Raw genomic sequence first — 19,209 nt, forward strand, 5'->3', positions numbered from 1 at the left:
GTTATAGTCTCGTGGGCTCGGAGATGTGTATAAGAGACAGGTTAGGGAGGGGGCAAGCACAGCTCCGCTCAAACCCCCAAATACCGGCGTTCCAGATGCCGCCGGAACACCGACGCGTCGAGCGGACGCCCGGTGGCGGCAATCAGCAACTCGTCGCCGGACGCATACAGGCAAGCCTTGCCGTGCACATTCGCCCCCAGCCACGCCACCAACGGCCCGAGGTCGCCGCGGGCCAGCGCCGGGCGGATGTCCGGATCGGCCTTCGCCGCGGCCTCGAACAGCTGGGCGGCGGTCATGGCGCCCAGCGTGTAACTGGGGAAGTAGCCCCAGGCGCCGGACGGCCAGTGGATGTCCTGAAGGCAGCCCAGCCGGTCGTCCGGCGGCGTGACCCCGACCAGCTCCCTCATGCCGTCGTTCCAGGCGCCCGGCAGGTCGGCCAGCGCCAAATCCCCGGCGATCAGCGCCTTCTCCAGGCGGTAGCGCAGGATGATGTGCGCCGGGTAGGTCACCTCGTCGGCGTCCACGCGGATGAAGCCGCGCTCCACCCGGCTGTAGAGGCGGCGCAGGTTGTCCGGCTCCCAGGCCGGGCCGGAGCCCCCGAACGCCTCCTGCGCGACCGGGGCCAGCCAGCATAGGAACTCCGGCGAGCGGCAAGCCTGCATCTCCACGATCAGCGATTGGCTCTCGTGCACCGCCATGCCGCGGGCCAGCCCGACCGGCTGGCGCAGCCAGTCGCGCGGGCGGCCCTGCTCATAAAGGGCGTGCCCCGTCTCGTGCATCACCCCCATCAGAGCCTTGGTGAAATCGTCCTCGTCGTAGCGGGTGGTGATGCGCACGTCGCCGGTGGCGCCGCCGCAGAAGGGATGCAGAGACACGTCCAGCCGCCCGCGGGTGAAATCGAACCCTGCCGCCCGCATCAGCCGCTCGCCCAACGCCTTCTGGTTGGCGACGGCGAACGGCCCCACGGGCCGCAGCGGCGCCGGCTCGGCGGCCTGACGGTCGAGGACGCGCCCGATCAGGTCCGGCAGGAAGCCGGCCAGACCGGCGAACAGGGCGTCGATCCGCTCGGAGCGGGCACCGGGGTCGTGCTCGTCCAGCATGGCGTCGTAGGGCGACAGGCCCATGGCCGCCGCCTTGGCCTCGCCGCACTCCCGGACGCGGCGCAGCACCTCCGACAGGCTGGGCAGCAACTTGGCGAAGTCGCTCTCCGCACGCGCGGTGCGCCACGTCATCTCGCAGGCCGAGATCGCCTTGCTGGTCGCCTCGATCAGGTCGCCGGGAACGGCGGTGGCGTGGCGGTGGGTGCGCCGCATCTCCCGCAGATTGGCCGCCTGCCAATCGTCCAGCCCGCCCGCCTCCTCGGCCTCCGCCAGCCAGTCGGCCACGCGGGGGTCGGTTTGCAGCTCGTGGGCCAGCACGGTCAGGGTGGCGGTCTGCTCCGCCCGCCCGTCGCTGGAGCCGTCGGGCATCATGGTCTGGCTGTCCCAGCTCAGGATGCCCAGGGCGTCGCCGATGGCGGCGATGCGGGCGAAACGGCGTTCCAACTCCTGATAGGCGGCTGTCATGAGGCGCAACTCCTAGGATGCCGGACCGGTCCTCCGGCGTTGGGACAGCACATAGACGACGACCAGCGTCGCGGCGAGGCTATACCAGGTGAACGCGTATTGCCTATGGTTGTTGGGCAGCTCGACCAGGGGCTGAATCCCATTCAGCGGCGCGTTGCCGCGCGCCGGGTCGGGAGTCATCTCGACCGCCAGCGGGGCGACCTTCTCCAGCCCGGCGGATGCCGCCATGGCCGGCGGGTCCAGCCGCATCCAGGATTCCGCCCCCGGCCGGTTGCCCGGCTGGAGCCAGCCGGCGGGCTGCGGCAGACGGACCAGACCGGTGACGGTCACCGACCCCTCCACCCGGCTCTCCGGACGGCTGGCCGGGGTGCGCTTGTCCATGGGCAGGAAACCGCGGTTGACCAGCACCACGCCGCCGCCGTCCGCGGCCGGGCGCTGCAACGGGGTCAGCAGCTCGTAGCCCGCCTGCCCCTGCCGGGGCCGGGCCACCAGCAGCAGTTCCTTGTCGTTCAGGAAGCGCCCGGTGACGGTCACCGGACGGAACTCCAGCGCCTCCGGATCGGCGATGGCGGAGGGCAGCGGGATGGGGGCGGCGTGCAGCCGCTGCTCCACCCGGCGGACCAGATCCTCCTTCCATTCCAACCGCTGCATCTGCCACGTGCCCAGCCCCAGCATGACCAGCACGGCGGGCACGGTGATCAGCGTCGCCCACAGCGAGGGGCGGAAGCGGCGGGGTTCGGCGGCGGCGGTCATGGTCACTCGTCCGGGTCCTCCAACTCGTTGCGGCGGTGGCGGTACTGGAGCGCCACCACATAGGCCTTGGCCGGGCGCAGCATGCCGAGCGCCAGCCCGAGCACGACGATGCTCCAGACGACGGCGTGCAGCCACAAAGGCCAGTCCACCGTCATCGACACCCACAGCGCCACCGGCACGACCAGAAAGCCCAGGATGAAGATCAGGAACACCGCCGGCCCGTCGCCGCTGTCCTGCCGGGCGAGGTTCAGGTTGCACACCGAACAGCGCTCGTTGACGGTCAGATAGCCGTGGAACAGCTTGCCCCGTCCGCAGCGCGGGCAAGCGCAGCGCAGGCCGGCGATCAGCGGCGACGGGCTGGTATGATAGGTGCTCAAATGATCCGCCTCCCTCCAGGAATGGGAAGCCCCTCTCCCCTGATGGAGGAGAAGGGCTTCGCAAGGCGACAGGGGGGATCGATCAGTGGCCGCTGGCGGCGCCCAGCGACCCCCACCAGTAGATCGACACGAACAGGAACAGCCAGACCACGTCGACGAAGTGCCAGTACCAGGCCGCCGCCTCGAAGCCGAAATGGCTCTGCGGGGTGAAGTGGCCCTTCATGGTGCGGAACCAGCAGACCGCCAGGAAGATCGTCCCGATGATGACGTGGAAGCCGTGGAAGCCGGTCGCCATGTAGAAGGTCGACGGGTAGATGCCCTGGGTGAAGCCGAAGGCGGCGTGGGCGTATTCCCAGCCCTGGAAGAAGGTGAACATCACCCCCAGCAGGACGGTCAGGCCCAGCGCGCGCGACGCCTCCTTGTTGCGGCCTTCAAGGATGGCGTGGTGCGCCCAGGTGACGGTGACGCCCGACAGCAGCAGGATCAGCGTCATCATCAGCGGCAGGTGGAAGGTCTCCAGCACCGTGATGTTCGGCGGCGGCCAGACGCCCTGCGGGTTCTCGGCGAACACCTTCGGGTAGAGCGCTGCGTCGTAGAAGGCCCAGAAGAAGGCGGCGAAGAACATCACCTCCGAGGCGATGAACAGCGCCATGCCGTAGCGCAGGCCGATCTTCACCACCGGGGTGTGCGCCTTCTCGCGCACCGCCTCCTTGATGACGTCGCGCCACCAGCCGAACATCACGCCCAGGATGGACACGAAGCCGAGGGCTGCCAGCAGCCAGCCGCCGCCGTGCATGTAGATGACCATGCCCGTCGCGAACAGTCCGGCCGCGAAGGCGCCCAGAAGAGGCCAGGGGCTCGGCTTCACCAGATGGTAGGGATGCGGGATGCCGGCGCCCTCGCCCGCGCCGTGCGCGGAGGCTGGGGGATGCGGCATTTGCGCGTGCGTGATGTCGGCCATCGTCTCTTTCCAACCCCGGTTTGTTTCGCCCGATTTCTTCGTTCAGCCCTAATTTTCTGTTCAGACTGTCTCTTTTTTAAACTGCGTCCTCAGTTCGCCGCGGTCCCGGTGCCTTTCGCACCCGCGGCCTGCGTCGCGTGCTGCGCCAGCACCTGGGTCTCGTCCTTGGCGCGGAAGAAGGTGTAGGACAGCGTGATGGTGGTCACGTCCTCCATCGCCGGATCGTCGGCCAGGGCCGGATCGACGAAGAAGGCCACCGGCATGTCCACCGACTGACCGGGCTCCAGCACCTGCTCGGTGAAGCAGAAGCACTCGATCTTGTTGAAGTACTTGCCGACCTTGTCCGGCGTGACGTTGTAGAGCGCGGTGCCCACGGTGGCCCGGTCGGTCCGGTTGGCGGCCTGATAGACGGCCAACCCCATCTCGCCCAGCTTCACCGTCAGCTCCTTCTGCTCCGGCTTGAAGCGCCAGGGCAGCGACTGGTTCACGTCGGCGTTGAAGCGGACCTTGATGACGCGGTCGACCTGCCGCGCGGGCGCGGCGTCGGCCCGCTGGGTGGTGCCGCCGAAGCCGGTCACCTGACAGAACAGCGCGTAGAGCGGCACCGAGGCGTAGGCCAGCCCGACCATCCCGAAGACGAGGCCGAACAGCCCGGCCATGAACAGGCGGTTCTTCCGCCGGAGCCCCTTGTCGTTTTCAGGCCGGTCGCTCATGGCGCCGTTTCCTCCCCTGCCGTTTGTCCGCTCAACGTCCCGTGGTCAGTGCCCGCCCATCCGCACCAGCGTGATGACGTAGAACATCACCACCAGCCCGATCAGCGCGGCCAGGACCGCGTAGTTGCGCCCGCGCAGCCGCTTGCGGCGTTCCTCGTATGATTCATCCATGATCGTCATGCCCCGCCTCCGGTCGTCAGGATTCCGGTCACCAGATGCTCGCCCATCAGCAGGGCGAACAGCAGGAACAGGTAGAGGATCGAGAAGCCGAACATCTGCTTGGCTGGCTTGTCGTCGGTGGCGCGCAGCACGCGGACCGCGCACAGCACGAAGAAGGCGCCCAGTAGGCTCGACCCGATCAGATAGGCAAGACCGCCGATGCCCAGAAAGTACGGCGCCACGGCGACCGGCAGCAGGACCAGCGTGTAGGCCAGCATCTGCCGCTTGGTGGCGTCCGGACCGGCGACCACCGGCATCATCGGCACCCCGGCGCGCGTGTAGTCGCCGTTGCGGAACAACGCCAGCGCCCAGAAGTGCGGCGGCGTCCACAGGAAGATCAGCAGGAACAGCAGGATGGAGGGCAACTCCACACCGCCCGTCACCGCCGCCCAGCCGATCATCGGCGGGAAGGCGCCGGCGGCCCCGCCGATCACGATGTTCTGCGGAGTCCGCCGCTTCAGCCACATGGTATAGATGAAGACGTAGAAGCCGATGGTCATCGCCAGCAGCGCCGACGCCGCCCAGTTCACCGCCAGCCCCATCACCACGACCGACGCCGCGGCCAGGATCACCCCGAAGGCCAGCGCGTTCTCCGACTCCACCCGCCCCGACGGGATCGGACGGCGGACGGTGCGCGACATCACCGCGTCGATGTCGCGGTCGTACCACATGTTGATGGCGCCCGAAGCTCCGGCCCCGACCGCGATGCACAGCACGGCCACCGCCGCCAGCACGGGATGGATGTGGCCGGGCGCCAGCACGATGCCGGCCAGCCCGGTGAACACGACGAGCGACATCACCCGCGGCTTCAGCAGCTCAATGTAGTCACCCGGCGTCGATCCGGAGACCGGACCTGTCGAGACCCGTTCAATGCTCAGGTCCGTCATTCTGCACTATCCTCCGGCCGGAGGGAGCTTCCCGGCTCCCCCGGCGTTATGGTCACAACCGTTGGTCACTTCACCTGCGGCAGCGTCTCGAAGGCGTGGAACGGCGGGGGCGAACTCACGGTCCACTCCAGCGTGCCGGCCTGCGGCCCCCAATAGGCGGCCTCGACCTTCTCGCCGCTGCGCAGGGTCTTGTACGCGATCCACACGAAGAGAAGCGTGGACGCAAAGGAGAGATACGCCCCGAAGGAGGAAACCATGTTCCAGCCGGCGTAGGCGTCCGGGTAATCCGGGATGCGGCGCGGCATGCCGGCCAGACCCAGGAAATGCTGCGGGAAGAAGACCAGGTTCACGCCGATGAAGGTCGTCCAGAAGTGAACCTTGCCCCAGAACTCCGGATACTGGCGCCCCGACATCTTGCCGATCCAGTAGTACCAGCCGGCGAAGATCGAGAAGACCGCGCCCAGCGACAGCACGTAGTGGAAGTGCGCGACCACGTAGTAGGTGTCGTGCAGCACGATGTCCATGCCGCCGTTGGCCAGCACCACGCCGGTCACGCCGCCGACCGTGAACAGGAAGATGAAGCCGAGCGCCCACAGCATCGGTACCTTGAACTCGATCGACCCGCCCCACATGGTGGCGATCCAGGAGAAGATCTTCACGCCCGTCGGCACCGCGATGATCATCGTGGCGGCGGTGAAGTAGGCCTTGGTGTCGACGTCCAGGCCGACCGTGTACATGTGGTGCGCCCACACCACGAAGCCGACCACGCCGATGGCGACCATCGCGTAGGCCATGCCCAGGTAGCCGAAGACCGGCTTGTGCGAGAAGGTCGAGACGATGTGGCTGATGATGCCGAAGGCCGGCAGGATCATGATGTAGACTTCGGGGTGGCCGAAGAACCAGAACAGGTGCTGGAACAGGATCGGGTCGCCGCCGCCCTCCGGGTTGAAGAAGCTGGTGCCGAAGTTGCGGTCGGTCAGCAGCATGGTGATGGCGCCGCCCAGCACCGGCACGGCCAGCAGCAGCAGGAAGGCAGTCACCAGCATCGCCCAGACGAACAGCGGCATCTTGTGCAGCGTCATGCCCGGCGCGCGCATGTTGAAGATGGTGGTGATGAAGTTCACCGCGCCCAGGATCGACGAGGCGCCGGCGAGGTGGAGCGCGAAGATCGCCATGTCCACCGACGGCCCGTTGTGGCCCAGCGGCGAGGACAGCGGCGGATAGATCGTCCAGCCCGTGCCGGCCCCCTGCCCCACGAAGGCGGAGCCCAGCAGCAGGAGGAAGGCCGGGACGATCAGCCAGAAGCTGATGTTGTTCAGCCGTGGGAAGGCCATGTCGGGCGCGCCGATCATCAACGGCACGAACCAGTTGCCGAAGCCGCCGATCAGCGCGGGCATCACCACGAAGAACACCATGATGAGGCCGTGCGCGGTGATCAGCACGTTCCAGACCTGCCCGTCGCTGACGAACTGCAAGCCCGGCGACTGGAGTTCCAGCCGCATGATGACCGAGAACAACCCGCCGATCAGCCCGGCGATCACCGAGAAGATCAGGTAGAGCGTTCCGATGTCCTTGTGGTTCGTGGAGAAGAACCAACGCTCGACGAAGCCCGGCATGTGGTGGTCATGGTCATGCCCGTGGCCGTGTCCCTGCGCTTCCCCCGGATTGGCGTTTGCCATGTCTCTAACCCTCGCGTCGGCGGAATGATTTTTCTTTGAGGTGCCGCTGCATCCAAAGCATGAGGCTTACTGGACGGCCCCGGCGGACGCCACCTTTGAGGACTGCGCCTCGGCAACGTCGCGCTTGGTGTCGGGGGTGCCGTAAGCGGTCTTGGCCTTCTCGACCCACTGGTTGAAGGCCTCCTTCGAGACGGCCTCGACCGCGATCGGCATGAAGGCGTGGTTGACGCCGCAGATCTCGGAACACTGGCCGTAATAGACGCCTTCCTTCTCGATCCGCAACCACGTCTCGTTGGCCCGGCCTGGCACGGCGTCCTTCTTCACGCCGAAGCTCGGCACCGCCCAGGAATGGATGACGTCGCCCGCGGTGACCAGCACGCGCACGGTCGTGCCGACCGGCAGGATCACGCGGTTGTCGACCTCCAGCAGGCGCTTCTGGCCGGGCTTCAGCTCCGAATCCTGGATCATGTAGCTGGAGAAGGCGATGTTGCCGTGGTCGGGATACTCGTAGTCCCAGTACCACTGCCGCCCGGTGACCTTGATGGTCATCTCCGACTCCGGCACCCGCTCCGCCTGGTAGAGCAGCTTGAAGGAGGGCACCGCGATGACGATCAGGATGATGACCGGAATGACCGTCCAGGCGATCTCCAGCACCGTGTGGTGCGAGGTGGTGGACGGCACGGCGTTCTTCTTGGCGTTGAAGCGCAGCGCCACCCAGGCCAGCAGCCCCGCCACGAAAATGACGATGGCGACGATGATCACCGTCAGCAGGTCGTGGAACGAGTCCATGGCGTGCTTGACCGGGGTGGCCGCCTCCTGAAGCCCCAATTGCCAGGGGTGGGGTTCGGCGGCGGAACCGGTCGCGGCAAATCCACACAAAGATGTCAGCGCCGCCAGAACGGCAGCGTTCAGGGTCTGCGTCTTCATCCCCACCCTCTTCGTTACCCGCCGCCCACGGTCGCGGACGGCGGTCGTCCCTTCCCGCCGGACCCGCCTTCGCCCCTGTTTCCCTGGTGCGTTCCACCCCTGTCGGGCGGTTGCGCGTCCGGGCGTTGCGACGGTGCCGGTCTATGCAGGGATCGTGCCGTTTGTGGGTGGCACGGTCCCCGCAGCGCGAGCTTAACCCTGCACTGCGCTTGGGTACAAGTCAGGCGTCCCTACACGAAGGACATAGGCGCAATGCCGGTTTCGAGCCCGCATCAGAACAGAAGTTGAGCTTCCGTATCGGCTTCGCACTGCGACAAGCTGTCGCAGTTTGATGGTACAGCGAATTGTCTCGGAAAATCAAGTTTTTAGGCTTGCACGTCCCTGGTGTGGGACGCAAGCGACCTTGCGCGGACGGCGCCATCCGGTCGCCGTTTGCGCTGCGGTAACCCACCACCGTGTTAGAACGGAAATGCTCCGCGGCCGTCAGTGCCCGCTGGTGATGACCTTGCGGATTCGGCGCACGCCGGACCAGACGAAGGCGATGACGATGGGAATCATCAGCCCGACGAGCAGGTCGGGATCGACCTTCATCCCGAGTCCCTTCACGCCCTTCGCGGCGTAGCCGACGATGCCGACGAGGTAGTAGCTGATCGCCACCACCGACAGCCCCTCGACCGTCTCCTGCAGGCGGAGCTGGAGTTGCGCCCGCTTGTCCATGGAGAGGAGAAGCTCGGCGTTCTGCCCCTCCACGGCGATCTCCACGCGGGTGCGCAGCAGGTCGCTGGCGCGGGCCACGCGCTGGGACAGCGCCTGCAGGCGCGATTCCACCGCCTCGCAGGTGCGGATCGCCGGAGCGAGGCGGCGGTCCATGAACTCGCCCACCGTGGGCAGCCCCTCGATGCGGATCTCGCGCAGCTCGACGATGCGCTTTTCCACGAGGTTGTAGTAGGCCCGCGCCGCGCCGAAGCGGTAGGCGGTCTCCGCCGCGATCTGCTCGGTCTGGGCGGCCAGCAGGGTCAGCCGGTCGAGCAGTTCCCGCTCGTCGTCCAGGCCGCGCAGGGTGGCGATGCGGGTGGTCAGGTCAGCCAGATCGGCCTCGATCGGGCCGATGCGCGGCAGCACGCCGCGCGCCACCGGCAGGGCCAACAGCGCCATCACCCGGTAGGTCTCGATCTCCAGCAGGCGCTGCACGACGCGGCCCGCCTGGTTGGAGGTCATCGCATGGTCGGCGATCAGGATGCGCGAGAAGCCGTCGCCATGGATGCGGAAGTCGGTCCAGGCCGTCGCCGCCCGCCCGGAGATGCGCGTCCCGATGTAGCTCGGCGAGCCGAACATCGCCGCCAGCATGTTGGCCGAGGGCTCCGGCGATTCGGCGTTGAGCACGGCGACATGGACGCCGACCATCAGCTCGCCCGGCAGCCCGGCCAGCCATTCCTTGGGCACCGCGTTCAGCGCCGGTTCCAGGAAGGGATCGACCAACACGTTCGCCGGGGACACGGCGTTGGGACGGAAGACGGTCCAGGTGGAGAATTCGGTGTGCCGCTCCCACTTCAGGCGGAAGCTGCCGAAGGAGCCGCTGTAATGGGTGGCCCCGGCGGGCGGGCGCGGCACGCCGGCCCAGTCGCACAGCTTTTCCAGATGCAGCCGGTCGGCCTCCGACGCGCCCTCGCCCGACAGCATCGCCAGCATGGTGGCGCGGACCGGGGTGGACAGGACCTCCGGCGGGCGGGTGTGCACCTCGTTGGTCAGGGTCACGCGCAGGGCATGGTTCTTCAGGGGGTGGGCCAGGGAGCGCGCGTCTCCGTTGCCGGTGCGGCCCATCGCCAGCGCGTCGTCGGTCATCGCGGCCATTCCCCTTACAAGCCCCTTCCGCCACAGACGACGAGCCTTGCCGGATGGGCCGCCCGTCGCCACACTATAAGTCTGATCTTTAGACCACATCGCGCGTGCGGGTGCGAGAGCGCCGGTGCCGCATCGTCGTCCTACGATAGACCGATACCCCGGAGTCCCCATGAGCGCGCTTGCCGTCACCGACGATCTGTTCTTCAACCGCGCCGGCCTGGACCGTTCCCGTGTCGAGGGGGTGGTGGCCGACGCGCTGCGGGGGGCGGACGACGGCGAACTGTATCTGGAATATTCGCAGAGCGAATCGCTGGGCTGGGACGACGGCAAGCTGAAGGCGGCCAGCTTCGACACCACCCAGGGCTTCGGCCTGCGCGCCATTGCCGACGAGGCGACCGGCTTCGCCCACGCCTCCAGCCTGTCCGAGGACGCCATCCGCCGCGCCGCCGCGACGGTGCGCGCCGTCCAGGCCGGGCACGCCGGCACCTTCGCCGAGCCGCCCGCCGGCACCAACCGCGCGCTCTACATCCCGGACAATCCCCTGCCCCTGGTCCCCTTCGAGGCGAAGGTGAGGCTGCTGGCGGAGATCGACGCCTACGCCCGCGCCAAGGACCCGCGGGTGCGGCAGGTCTCCTGCTCGATCAGCGGCGAGTGGCAGGCGGTGCAGATCATCCGCGCCGACGGCGTGCGCGTCGCCGACCTGCGCCCGCTGGTCCGGCTGAACGTCTCCGTGGTTGTGGCCGAGGGCGACCGCATGGAGACGGGCGGCCACGGCGGCGGCGGCCGCGTCACCTACGAGCATTACATGCAGCCGGAGACGTGGCGCGCCTTCGTGGACGAGGCGCTGCGCTCCGCGCTGGTCAACCTGTCCTCCGTTCCGGCCCCGGCGGGCGAGATGACCGTGGTTCTCGGCAACGGCTGGCCGGGCATCCTGCTGCATGAGGCCATCGGCCACGGACTGGAGGGCGACTTCAACCGCAAGAAGACCTCGGCCTTCGCCGGGCTGATGGGCCAGCGCATCGCCGCCCCCGGCGTGACCATCGTGGACGACGGCACCATCGAGAACAGCCGCGGCTCGATCACCGTGGACGACGAGGGCACCCCCGGCCAGTGCACGACGCTGATTGAGGACGGCATCCTGGTCGGCTACATGCAGGACCGTATGAACGCCCGGCTGATGGGCATGCGCCCGACCGGCAACGGGCGGCGCCAGAGCTTCGCCTGCCACCCCATGCCGCGCATGACCAACACCGTGATGCGCCCTGGCGCCTATGAGCCGGAGGAGATCATCAAGTCGGTCAAGAAGGGCCTCTACGCCAAGAACTTCGGCGGCGGGCAGGTGGACATCACCAGCGGCAAGTTCGTCTTCTCCGCAAACGAGGCCTATCTGATCGAGGACGGCAAGCTCGGCCCGGCGGTGAAGGGTGCAACCCTGATCGGCAACGGCCCGGACAGCCTGACCCGCGTGTCGATGATCGGCAACGACACGAAGCTGGACCCCGGCGTCGGCACCTGCGGCAAGGACGGCCAGGGCGTTCCCGTGGGCGTCGGCCAACCGACCCTGCGCCTGGACGGCCTGACCGTGGGCGGCACGGCGGCCTGATGCTTCCCTTCTCCCCCCTGGGGAGAAGGTCAGGATGAGGGGGGGCGCCGAAGGCGCGCCACGCCGACTCATCTCGTGTTTTTCTTCGCCCTGCCGGGCGCATCGCCCCCTCACCCAACCCTCTCCCCAGAGGGGAGAGGGCTCAGCATTGGAGGTTCCGCCCGTGTCGTCCCTCGCGCTGGTTTCGACCTTCTGCCCCGACCGCGTCGGCCTCGTCTCGGCGGTCACCGGCCATCTGTTCGGGCTGGGCGCCAACCTGCGCGACGCGACCTTCGCGGTGATGGGGTCCGGGGCGGAGTTCTCGGCGGTCTGCGAACTGCCGGACGGCGTCCCCGTCGGGGAGGTGCAGGAGGGACTGGCCAGCCTCCCCGAACTGGCCGGCGCGCAGATCAAGGTCACGCCCTTCGACTTCGATCCCAACCCCGGCCCGCTCGCCCGCATCACCCACCGCGTGGAGGTGTCGGGCGGCGACCAGCCCGGCCTGATCGCCCGTTTGTCGGAAATCTTCACCCAGTTCGAGGCGAACATCGTCCGGCTCGACGCCCAGACCCTGCCGGAGCGGGAAGGCGGGCACTACACCATCCGCTTCGCCGTCTCGATCCCGCCGGAGCGCGCCGGCACCTGCCTGTCCGCGGTCGCCAACACCGCGGAGACGATGGGCCTGACCTGCACCGCCGAACCGCTGTAGCGCTCCTCTTTCATCACCCCGCCTCTCCCCTCTCCCGGAGGGGCAAGTGATAAAGGTTGCATTCATACGCATGATAATGCCATGGATCGGGAACTCTTCCCGGCAATATCCACCATGGCGTGAATCGCGTTCTCCTCGTCTTGGCGCTGTCCTTCGCCGCCCTGCCCGCTCGGGCGGAGGGGCTTGAGGCGACCCTGTCCGACTGGGGAGCCGTTGGGCTGCTTCAGACACCAACCGCGCGCGGCATGCCGGACGGCACCGTCACTGCGGGATTGACCGCTCTCGGTGGTCTGCACCGGCATGTCTTCGCCGGGGCGCAGCTCCTTCCCGGCCTGGAGGTCACCCTTCGCGACAGCACCTACCCGAGCTGGCACGGCCTCAGCGAGCCGGGGGTGGACGCCAAGCTGCGCCTGCTGCGCGAGGGACCGTGGTGGCCGGCGCTGGCTGTCGGCGGGCGCGACGTCACCGGCAGCGGGCTGGACCTGCCGGGCAAGGGCCGCTTCGCGGGGGAGTATCTGGTCGCCTCGCGCCGCTGGTGGAACGTCGATCTCAGCCTGGGCATCGGCTGGGGTGGGCTCGGCGACTATGGGCATGTCCGCAACCCGCTGCGCTTTCTCGGCGGGCGCTTCAAGCGCGACCGCGACCCGGCGAAGGCGTCGTCCCGCGGGCCGGAGGCGTGGTTCACCGGGGAGCGCGCGGCCCTGTTCGGCGGCGTCGAGTGGCACACGCCGCTGGAGGGGCTCAGCGTCAAGCTGGAATACAGCGCCGACAGCTTCCGCGCCCAGCAGCAGGACGACCCGGCCTTCAGGCCCGGCGTGCCGCTGAACGCCGGTCTTGCCTACCGTCCCTGGAACTGGCTGGAGTTGGGCGCCGGGGTCGAGCAGGGATCGCGCGCCATGCTGCGTCTCGCCGCGCGCTTCGACCCGCGGGAGGAAGGAGGAACCACCGCGCTCACGCCGCCGCCCGCGGTTGGTGCCCGACCCGCCGCGCCGGGCACCGCCCTGGCCGCTCCGGACATTGCGGCCCTGGCTCGGCTTCACCGGTTGCCCGCCCGCGCCGCGCTGATCGACGGCGACCGGGCGGCCCTGTGGCTCGACCCGGCGGGCGCCGGCACCGCTCCGCTGGCGCAGGAGGTGGGCCGCGCCGCCCGCCTGCTGGCCGACGGCGCGCCACCGGAGGTCGAATGGCTGACCGTCGTCTCCGGCAGCGCCGGGCTGGACGGCACCGCCGTCACCCTGTCTCGCCGCGCCGTGGAACAGGCAGCCAGCCACCGCGGCAGCCCCGAGGAAATCTGGCGGACGGCTCGCGTGGACCGCTCCGCCGGTCCTCCGGGGAACTGGGCATCACGGTTGACCTTGACCGTCGTTCCGACCGTGGAAGCCAGTCTGTTCGAACAGAGCGCGCCGCTGGTGCAGCGGACCTACGGCGACACCGTGTTGATTGCGGAACCGCTGCGCGGACTGGTTCTCAGCGGCGGGCTGCGGGTGAACGTCAGCCATAACCTCCACCTCCTCGACACCAACGCCATCCCGGCGGCGGATCCGGTGCGCAGCGACCTGCCGCGCTACGCCGACCGCCTCGCCGCGGTCGAGCGGCTGTACGCGGCGTGGCTGGCCGCGCCCTCCGAGAGCTGGAGCACGCGCCTGTCCGTCGGCCATTTCGAGGAGATGTTCGGCGGTGTGGGAACCGAGGCGCTGTACCGCCCCCTGACGGCGCGCTGGGCGCTCGGGCTCGACCTCAACCGCGTCTGGAAGCGTCCGCCCGACGACGCGCTGCGCCTTGCCCCGGAAAGCGGGCGGAACACCGGCCACGCCAGCCTCTATTGGGAAGCACCGGGGGCCGCCACCACGGGTGTGATGCGACTGGGGCGCTATCTCGGCGGGGATTGGGGCGGCACGCTCGAACTGATGCGCGCCTTCGACGGCGGCATCCGCCTGTCCGCCCAGGTCACTTGGACCGAGGGGCCGGAAGGCGCGCAGAGCCGCTACGGCGGGCGGCTGGAACAGGGAATCGCGCTGACGGTGCCTTTCAGCCCCGGCGGCTCCTGGCCGCCGGACGGACGGCTGGCGACCGCGGTCCGCACCCTTGGACGCGACGCGGGGCAACGGCTGCGCCAGCCATTGCCCCTGTACGACGCGTCGGTCACGGCGGGTTACGGCCGCCTGACCGGATCATGGCCGAGGCTGATGGAGTGAGCCGCGGCGGACCGGTGATCAGCGGATTTCGGAGATCGTACCGGTCTTGGCATCGAGCAGCACGGTGCTCCAGGTGCCGTTAGCCGACTGGGCCTCCGCCACGTAGTTCTCACCCTGCTTGCGGAAGTCGCGGACCGAGGTGAAGCCGGCGGCGCTGAAGTAGTTCAGCAGAGAGGTCTGCATCAGCTCCTTGCGGTTCTGGCCGCGCTCGGCGCGCTGAGCAGTGTTCGGGTCGACGTTCATTATGACCTGCCGGTTGCCCTGCATGGTGTTGGGCATGGTGCCGGTGGCCGAGCCGGTGGTCCCCATAGCGCCGCTGTTCGGCATGCTGTTGTTCATGTTCCCGGTCGAACCATAGGTGCCGGGCGCCCCATAGGTGCCGGTGCTGCCGTAGGTGCCCGCGGCGCCGGACCCAACGGTGGACTCGGCGGTGCCGCTGGTCACACGGTCGGGCATGCGGCCGTCCGGCATCCGGTTCTGGGTCCGGTCGCTCCACGGGTCGGCCCGCTCGCCGGGCAGGCTTTCCACCTGCGGGCTGGTGGTCGGCAGGCCCGACGGGCTGGAGCGCTCGTAGGGAACCTGCGGCGCGTTGTTCTGATAGGTCTGGGCCATCGCGGCGGGAGCGGCCGCCAGGGTCGCGGCGAGAACGGCGAGGGACAGTTTGGCGTTCATGGCATCCTCTTCTCTCGATACGGCGTCTCGCACCGCCGCAGCGGCGCTGCGCCTTTTCGCCCGCCCGGCCGGAACCGAGCAGGCTGGCGACCCGGACAACAGCGCTCGTCGGCCGTTGTTGCGGTCAAGCCAGCGTTATCGGGAAGCCCCTCCCCCTTTTGGAACCGACCCTACCCAAAAAAAGCTCTTTACTGGAGCGGGGTCCGGGAACCTTTCAGAGCGGAGGCGTGTTCTGCACAATACTGATACGCTCTTCACAGAGTAGGACGTTCAACAGACTGCGCGCCGGACGAGCCGTAATGCGCTTCGGACCGAGCGAGGGAGGTTAGGATGCTCTATTGGGCACTTGTTTTCTTCGTGATCGCGCTGATCGCCGGCGCACTCGGTTTCGGCGGAGTTGCGTCAGCCTCTTCGGGCATTGCGCAAATCCTGTTCTTCCTTTTCCTGATCCTGTTCGCGGCGAGTTTGATTCTGGGCCTGGTCAGGCGCCGCTAGACCCAGCACCCGCCCGGAACCGTCCGGGCGGGCGTTTCCCGCAGCGCGCCCGTGTCCGGCCTTTCACGTCTCGAAGGGCCGGGCTCGCGAGTACCCCGAAAGCCTCTCGATGTTAGCCTCGCACCTGACCGGCAACGCCCCACCCGGAGCGTTGCCGGTTTCTGTGTGCGCTCGGCACGAGCGGCTACGGACATGGGCGGCTATCAAACGACGACGGATCAATCGTCGTCGGTCGGGCTATGCCCTTCCATGAGCTGGCGCAGGGCGCGACGGCCGCGCGACAGGCGCGACTTCACGGTGCCGATGGAGATACCGAGAATGTCCGCCGCCTCGCCGTAGGAGATGCCCTCCAGCCCGATCAGCAGGACCACCTCCCGCTGTTCGGTCGGCAGCAGGCCGAGCGCGCGCTTCAGGTCGCGCAGCTCCAGCCGGACGAACTGACCGCCATGGGCGGCGCCGATCGCCGCCTGCCCTTCCCCGTCGATGTCCACGACCGCCTGCCGGCGACGGATGCCGTTGATGTGCAGGTTGCGCAGAATGGTGAAGAGCCAAGCACGCAGGTTGCTGCCGGGCCGCCAGAGATGCAGGCGCGACAAGGCGCGCTCCAGACATTCCTGCACGAGATCGTCAGCCAGCGTGGCGTCCCGCACCATGGCCCGGGCGAAACGGCGCAAACGCGGAATTTCCGCCTCGATCTGTGCGATGATCGCCGGATCGGGGGGCGCCAGCGGCGCCGAAGACGCTTCCGCCGTGTCTTCGACGGCCGGATCGTCAGCTTCGACGCCATCCTCGGCTTCGACCGCAACGTTCAACTCGTCCTCGTCCGCACGGCGGCTTCCCATCACCGGCTTGAGGGCGACGGGGTCAAGCGGCGCGGGGCTGCTTGCCGGACGGCGCAAGGAACTCGCGACGTGGTTCGCCATCGGTGGAACGCTGCCTCCTTGTGTACCGAAAGATGTCCCGATCATTCCGGGCGCGTCTGGAAACGCCCGAACCATCGCTCCGGCCCCGCCTTGCGCCGAATGCGCGCGGGGCATAACCGGATTCTCCAACGACAATCGTCGGTCCATCAGTACGTAATGGCGCACCACAGAGGCTGCCAGTTGGGAAAAAGGCTAAGCCCCTTAACAATTTGGCGAGATTACCCCTAAATGCCATGAATCGTCCGATTGCTCCCGTAGCATTCGATCGGGGATGAGGTATCGTCTCCGGACATACGGGAGGCTTCATGACTTTGCTTAAAAGGAAAAGGCCGGCTGGCTTTCACCAACCGACCTCAAATCTCCTTTGCGGGATAGCCATGTCTATGGCCAACGATGAATTCGCTCATTCATCCATCCGCAGGTCCGCTGCCAGCGGTTCTTCTTCTCTGTGTAGGCGGCGTTTCCGTCCCTTAGCGGAAGTCTTATTTCATTGCGGTCCGCTTCCTCTGTTGGCCGGAACCATATCGCATTACGTCTTTCGTGGACAGCCGGACGTTGGCGCTAGCGCGCCGATCTTCCCGCATACGCCGAAAGACCGGCCGACTTCACCAGTCGGCAAAAGCTGCGTCAAGACGGTGAAAAGCGCGGTGGCTCTGGCCGCCGGTGGGTTGATCGCGTCCTTCCTGACGGCGCTGCCGGCCACGGCCCAGGACGCATCGGTCCAGACGGCGGCGGCCCCACCTCCCGTCTTCCAGAGCACGGGTGAGCGCACGATCCGCGCGCTGGAGGCGCTCGCCAGCAAGGGCAGCGCCCGCGCCCAGTATGAGCTGGCCATGCGCTACGAGGTCGGCAAAGGCGTGAACCGGGACGAGCGGATGGCCCTCTCCCTCTATTGCCGGGCGGCCCGCCAGGACTACGCCGAAGCGGCCTACCGCGCCGGGCGCATGCACATGGCCGGGCGTGGCGCGGTGTCGAAGGACGAGGAGCTTGGCCGCTCCTGGCTGCGCCGCGCCGCCCAGCTGGGCAACGAGGACGCGGCGCAGATGGTCAAGCCGGCCAGCGCCTCAATCAGGAGCGCGGCGAGCAAGGCGCCCGACCGCTGCGAACCGCCGAGCGTGCGCTGGGGCGTGATCCGCATGCCGCCCAAGGAAATTCGCGCCATGGTCACCAAGATGGCCCCCAGCTACGGGCTCGACCCCGATCTGGTGCTGGCGGTGATCGCCGTGGAATCCGGCTACCGCGTGGATGTGGTGTCGGAAAAGAACGCCATGGGGCTGATGCAGTTGATCCCCGAGACGGCGGAGCGCTTCGGCGTGACCAAGCCCTTCGACCCCGAGCAGAACCTGCGCGGCGGCATGAAGTATCTGCGCTGGCTGCTGGCCTATTTCGACGGCAACGTGACGCTGGCGCTCGCCGGCTACAACGCGGGCGAAGGAGCGGTGCTCCAATACAAGGGCGTCCCGCCCTACCGCGAGACGCAGGATTATGTGGTCAAGGTCCACAGCGTCTACCCGCGCCGTGTCCATCCCCACGACCCTGGCGTGGTGCGCTCGGCCGGCCTGCCCGCCGCCAAGCAGGAGGAGGTCGCCGAACTGAGCATCTCCCGCTCCGGCGGCGCTTCGAAACGCTGACACCGAAGCGATAGCCTAAAACGACGACGGCCCGCCGAATGGCGGGCCGTGGATCGTTGATGCCGGAAAGGATGGCGTCCCCTAGGGGATTCGAACCCCTGTTACCGCCGTGAGAGGGCGGTGTCCTAGGCCTCTAGACGAAGGGGACCTTCATCGGGCGAAGCTCGGTTGCCAGCCGAACGAAAGTGGCGTCCCCTAGGGGATTCGAACCCCTGTTACCGCCGTGAGAGGGCGGTGTCCTAGGCCTCTAGACGAAGGGGACAGTCTTTCGTCGTCTGACGACGTGGCGTCGTCGGCGTGGCGGGTTTTTAGCGAACCCACCCTGCCCGATCAAGCCTTTTCTGACAGATCTTTGGCGATTTTCAGAAAAGAGTTCACGACGGCCTGCGGCGTGTCGAAGGCGGTGACCAGACGCAGCAGATCGCCCTCCCAGCGGTAGAAGCGGTAACCCGCCGCCTCCAGCCCGTCGGCCACCGCGGCGGGCAGCCGCAAGAAGACCTCGTTGGCCTCCACCGGATGGGCCAACTCCGCCCCCGGCAGGGCGGCAAGGCCCTGCGACAGCCGGTCGGCCATGGCGTTGGCGTGGCGGGCCAGCCGCAGCCACAGGTCGTCGGCCAGCCAGGCGTCGAGCTGCGCCGACAGGAAGCGGCCCTTGGACACCAGATGCCCGGCCCGCTTGCGCAGGAAGCCGAAATCCTCGGCAAGCGCCGGGTTGAAGAACACGACGGCCTCGGCGGCGAGGCAGCCACCCTTGGTGCCGCCCAGCGACAGAACGTCCACCCCGGCCTTCCAGGTCACCTCCGCCGGGGCACAGCCCAGCCGGGCCACCGCGTTGGCGAAGCGGGCGCCGTCCATGTGCACCGCCATGCCATGCGCGTGGGCGACGTCGGACAGGGCCGCCACCTCCTGCGGACGGTAGACCGTGCCGGCCTCCGTCGCCTGGGTCAGGCTGAGGGCGGCGGGCTGCACCCGATGCACCACGCCGATGCCCGCCCCGGCCAGCGCCGCGGTCAGGGCGGCGGGGGTCAGCTTCCCGCCCTGTCTCTTATACACATCTGACGCTGCCGACGATTATACGC

The 19,209-nt window shown here is 68.1% G+C and carries 18 protein-coding genes and 2 tRNA genes; 5 read left to right on the top strand and 15 right to left on the bottom strand.

Going from position 1 to position 19,209, the window contains the following annotated elements:
• Positions 1-68: 68 nt before the first annotated feature.
• The 10 genes from Q4I23_RS18585 to Q4I23_RS18630 all read right to left on the bottom strand — a co-directional run bounded on the left by Q4I23_RS18585 (position 69) and on the right by Q4I23_RS18630 (position 9,923).
• Positions 69-1,565 (bottom strand): carboxypeptidase M32, encoded by a 1,497-nt coding sequence (locus tag Q4I23_RS18585; protein ID WP_498527165.1) that lies wholly within the window; start codon positions 1,563-1,565, stop codon positions 69-71.
• 12 nt (positions 1,566-1,577) lie between these two features.
• Positions 1,578-2,318 carry an SURF1 family protein gene (locus Q4I23_RS18590; RefSeq protein WP_498527176.1) on the bottom strand — a complete coding sequence of 247 codons (741 nt, stop codon included), beginning with the start codon at positions 2,316-2,318 and terminating at the stop codon, positions 1,578-1,580.
• Between the two features lie 2 nt (positions 2,319-2,320).
• Positions 2,321-2,695, bottom strand: coding sequence for a DUF983 domain-containing protein (locus tag Q4I23_RS18595; RefSeq protein WP_498527166.1), 375 nt, complete (start codon positions 2,693-2,695; stop codon positions 2,321-2,323).
• Positions 2,696-2,777: 82 nt separating this feature from the next.
• The gene (locus tag Q4I23_RS18600) at positions 2,778-3,656 is read right to left on the bottom strand and encodes a cytochrome c oxidase subunit 3 (RefSeq protein WP_454018661.1); all 879 of its coding nucleotides are present in this window, start codon (positions 3,654-3,656) and stop codon (positions 2,778-2,780) included.
• Positions 3,657-3,745: 89 nt separating this feature from the next.
• Complete coding sequence (locus Q4I23_RS18605; protein WP_498527167.1) at positions 3,746-4,369, bottom strand: cytochrome c oxidase assembly protein; 624 nt, start codon at positions 4,367-4,369, stop codon at positions 3,746-3,748.
• Between the two features lie 45 nt (positions 4,370-4,414).
• Positions 4,415-4,549, bottom strand: coding sequence for a cytochrome c oxidase system small membrane protein (locus tag Q4I23_RS18610; RefSeq protein ID WP_014240852.1), 135 nt, complete (start codon positions 4,547-4,549; stop codon positions 4,415-4,417).
• Positions 4,546-5,475: a heme o synthase gene (gene cyoE / locus Q4I23_RS18615; protein ID WP_498527168.1), complete on the bottom strand. Its 930-nt coding sequence runs from the start codon at positions 5,473-5,475 to the stop codon at positions 4,546-4,548. Before cyoE ends, Q4I23_RS18610 begins: the two co-directional genes overlap by 4 nt.
• A gap of 65 nt (positions 5,476-5,540) precedes the next feature.
• Entirely contained in the window at positions 5,541-7,154 is a 1,614-nt protein-coding gene (gene ctaD / locus Q4I23_RS18620; protein WP_498527169.1) for a cytochrome c oxidase subunit I, read from the bottom strand.
• A gap of 66 nt (positions 7,155-7,220) precedes the next feature.
• Entirely contained in the window at positions 7,221-8,081 is an 861-nt protein-coding gene (coxB, locus tag Q4I23_RS18625; RefSeq protein ID WP_454018664.1) for a cytochrome c oxidase subunit II, read from the bottom strand.
• A 483-nt stretch (positions 8,082-8,564) separates the two neighbouring features.
• A complete protein-coding gene (locus Q4I23_RS18630) occupies positions 8,565-9,923 on the bottom strand; it encodes a DUF3422 family protein (protein ID WP_498527170.1) in 1,359 nt (452 codons plus the stop codon).
• Positions 9,924-10,092: 169 nt separating this feature from the next.
• On the opposite strand from Q4I23_RS18630, the gene tldD reads away from it, so the two are divergent.
• The 3 genes from tldD to Q4I23_RS18645 all read left to right on the top strand — a co-directional run bounded on the left by tldD (position 10,093) and on the right by Q4I23_RS18645 (position 14,409).
• Positions 10,093-11,526 carry a metalloprotease TldD gene (tldD, locus tag Q4I23_RS18635; RefSeq protein ID WP_498527171.1) on the top strand — a complete coding sequence of 478 codons (1,434 nt, stop codon included), beginning with the start codon at positions 10,093-10,095 and terminating at the stop codon, positions 11,524-11,526.
• A 163-nt stretch (positions 11,527-11,689) separates the two neighbouring features.
• Positions 11,690-12,214, top strand: coding sequence for a glycine cleavage system transcriptional repressor (locus Q4I23_RS18640; RefSeq protein WP_498527172.1), 525 nt, complete (start codon positions 11,690-11,692; stop codon positions 12,212-12,214).
• A 119-nt stretch (positions 12,215-12,333) separates the two neighbouring features.
• Positions 12,334-14,409 carry a YjbH domain-containing protein gene (locus Q4I23_RS18645; protein ID WP_498527173.1) on the top strand — a complete coding sequence of 692 codons (2,076 nt, stop codon included), beginning with the start codon at positions 12,334-12,336 and terminating at the stop codon, positions 14,407-14,409.
• A gap of 18 nt (positions 14,410-14,427) precedes the next feature.
• Here Q4I23_RS18645 and Q4I23_RS18650 read toward each other — a convergent pair whose 3' ends face one another.
• Positions 14,428-15,081 carry a hypothetical protein gene (locus Q4I23_RS18650; RefSeq protein ID WP_454018668.1) on the bottom strand — a complete coding sequence of 218 codons (654 nt, stop codon included), beginning with the start codon at positions 15,079-15,081 and terminating at the stop codon, positions 14,428-14,430.
• A gap of 330 nt (positions 15,082-15,411) precedes the next feature.
• Here Q4I23_RS18650 and Q4I23_RS18655 point away from each other — a divergent pair, with 330 nt between their 5' ends.
• On the top strand, positions 15,412-15,576 hold the full coding sequence (locus tag Q4I23_RS18655; RefSeq protein WP_188260038.1) for a DUF1328 domain-containing protein: 165 nt from the start codon (positions 15,412-15,414) through the stop codon (positions 15,574-15,576).
• 218 nt (positions 15,577-15,794) lie between these two features.
• Here Q4I23_RS18655 and Q4I23_RS18660 read toward each other — a convergent pair whose 3' ends face one another.
• Positions 15,795-16,499 carry a sigma-70 family RNA polymerase sigma factor gene (locus Q4I23_RS18660; RefSeq protein WP_237903277.1) on the bottom strand — a complete coding sequence of 235 codons (705 nt, stop codon included), beginning with the start codon at positions 16,497-16,499 and terminating at the stop codon, positions 15,795-15,797.
• A 647-nt stretch (positions 16,500-17,146) separates the two neighbouring features.
• On the opposite strand from Q4I23_RS18660, the gene Q4I23_RS18665 reads away from it, so the two are divergent.
• Positions 17,147-18,130 (top strand): transglycosylase SLT domain-containing protein, encoded by a 984-nt coding sequence (locus Q4I23_RS18665; protein ID WP_498527174.1) that lies wholly within the window; start codon positions 17,147-17,149, stop codon positions 18,128-18,130.
• Positions 18,131-18,202: 72 nt separating this feature from the next.
• Here Q4I23_RS18665 and Q4I23_RS18670 read toward each other — a convergent pair.
• The 3 genes from Q4I23_RS18670 to Q4I23_RS18680 form a co-directional block, all read right to left on the bottom strand.
• Positions 18,203-18,278, bottom strand: a tRNA-Glu gene (locus Q4I23_RS18670).
• A 38-nt stretch (positions 18,279-18,316) separates the two neighbouring features.
• Positions 18,317-18,392: transfer RNA gene (locus Q4I23_RS18675), tRNA-Glu, on the bottom strand.
• Between the two features lie 68 nt (positions 18,393-18,460).
• Positions 18,461-19,183 carry a threonine aldolase family protein gene (locus Q4I23_RS18680; protein WP_498527175.1) on the bottom strand — a complete coding sequence of 241 codons (723 nt, stop codon included), beginning with the start codon at positions 19,181-19,183 and terminating at the stop codon, positions 18,461-18,463.
• Between the last annotated feature and the right edge of the window lie 26 nt (positions 19,184-19,209).

It is taken from the genome of Azospirillum sp. UFLA03-27 (assembly GCF_059803775.1).

Bases quoted from the DNA above. Each gene is read 5' to 3' on its own strand.
- Q4I23_RS18585 (WP_498527165.1), bottom strand. From the start codon at position 1,565: ATGACAGCCGCCTATCAGGAGTTGGAACGCCGTTTCGCCCGCATCGCC.
- Q4I23_RS18590 (WP_498527176.1), bottom strand. From the start codon at position 2,318: ATGACCGCCGCCGCCGAACCCCGCCGCTTCCGCCCCTCGCTGTGGGCG.
- Q4I23_RS18600 (WP_454018661.1), bottom strand. From the start codon at position 3,656: ATGGCCGACATCACGCACGCGCAAATGCCGCATCCCCCAGCCTCCGCG.
- Q4I23_RS18605 (WP_498527167.1), bottom strand. From the start codon at position 4,369: ATGAGCGACCGGCCTGAAAACGACAAGGGGCTCCGGCGGAAGAACCGC.
- Q4I23_RS18610 (WP_014240852.1), bottom strand. From the start codon at position 4,549: ATGACGATCATGGATGAATCATACGAGGAACGCCGCAAGCGGCTGCGC.
- cyoE (WP_498527168.1), bottom strand. From the start codon at position 5,475: ATGACGGACCTGAGCATTGAACGGGTCTCGACAGGTCCGGTCTCCGGA.
- ctaD (WP_498527169.1), bottom strand. From the start codon at position 7,154: ATGGCAAACGCCAATCCGGGGGAAGCGCAGGGACACGGCCACGGGCAT.
- coxB (WP_454018664.1), bottom strand. From the start codon at position 8,081: ATGAAGACGCAGACCCTGAACGCTGCCGTTCTGGCGGCGCTGACATCT.
- Q4I23_RS18630 (WP_498527170.1), bottom strand. From the start codon at position 9,923: ATGACCGACGACGCGCTGGCGATGGGCCGCACCGGCAACGGAGACGCG.
- tldD (WP_498527171.1), top strand. From the start codon at position 10,093: ATGAGCGCGCTTGCCGTCACCGACGATCTGTTCTTCAACCGCGCCGGC.
- Q4I23_RS18650 (WP_454018668.1), bottom strand. From the start codon at position 15,081: ATGAACGCCAAACTGTCCCTCGCCGTTCTCGCCGCGACCCTGGCGGCC.
- Q4I23_RS18655 (WP_188260038.1), top strand. From the start codon at position 15,412: ATGCTCTATTGGGCACTTGTTTTCTTCGTGATCGCGCTGATCGCCGGC.
- Q4I23_RS18660 (WP_237903277.1), bottom strand. From the start codon at position 16,499: ATGGCGAACCACGTCGCGAGTTCCTTGCGCCGTCCGGCAAGCAGCCCC.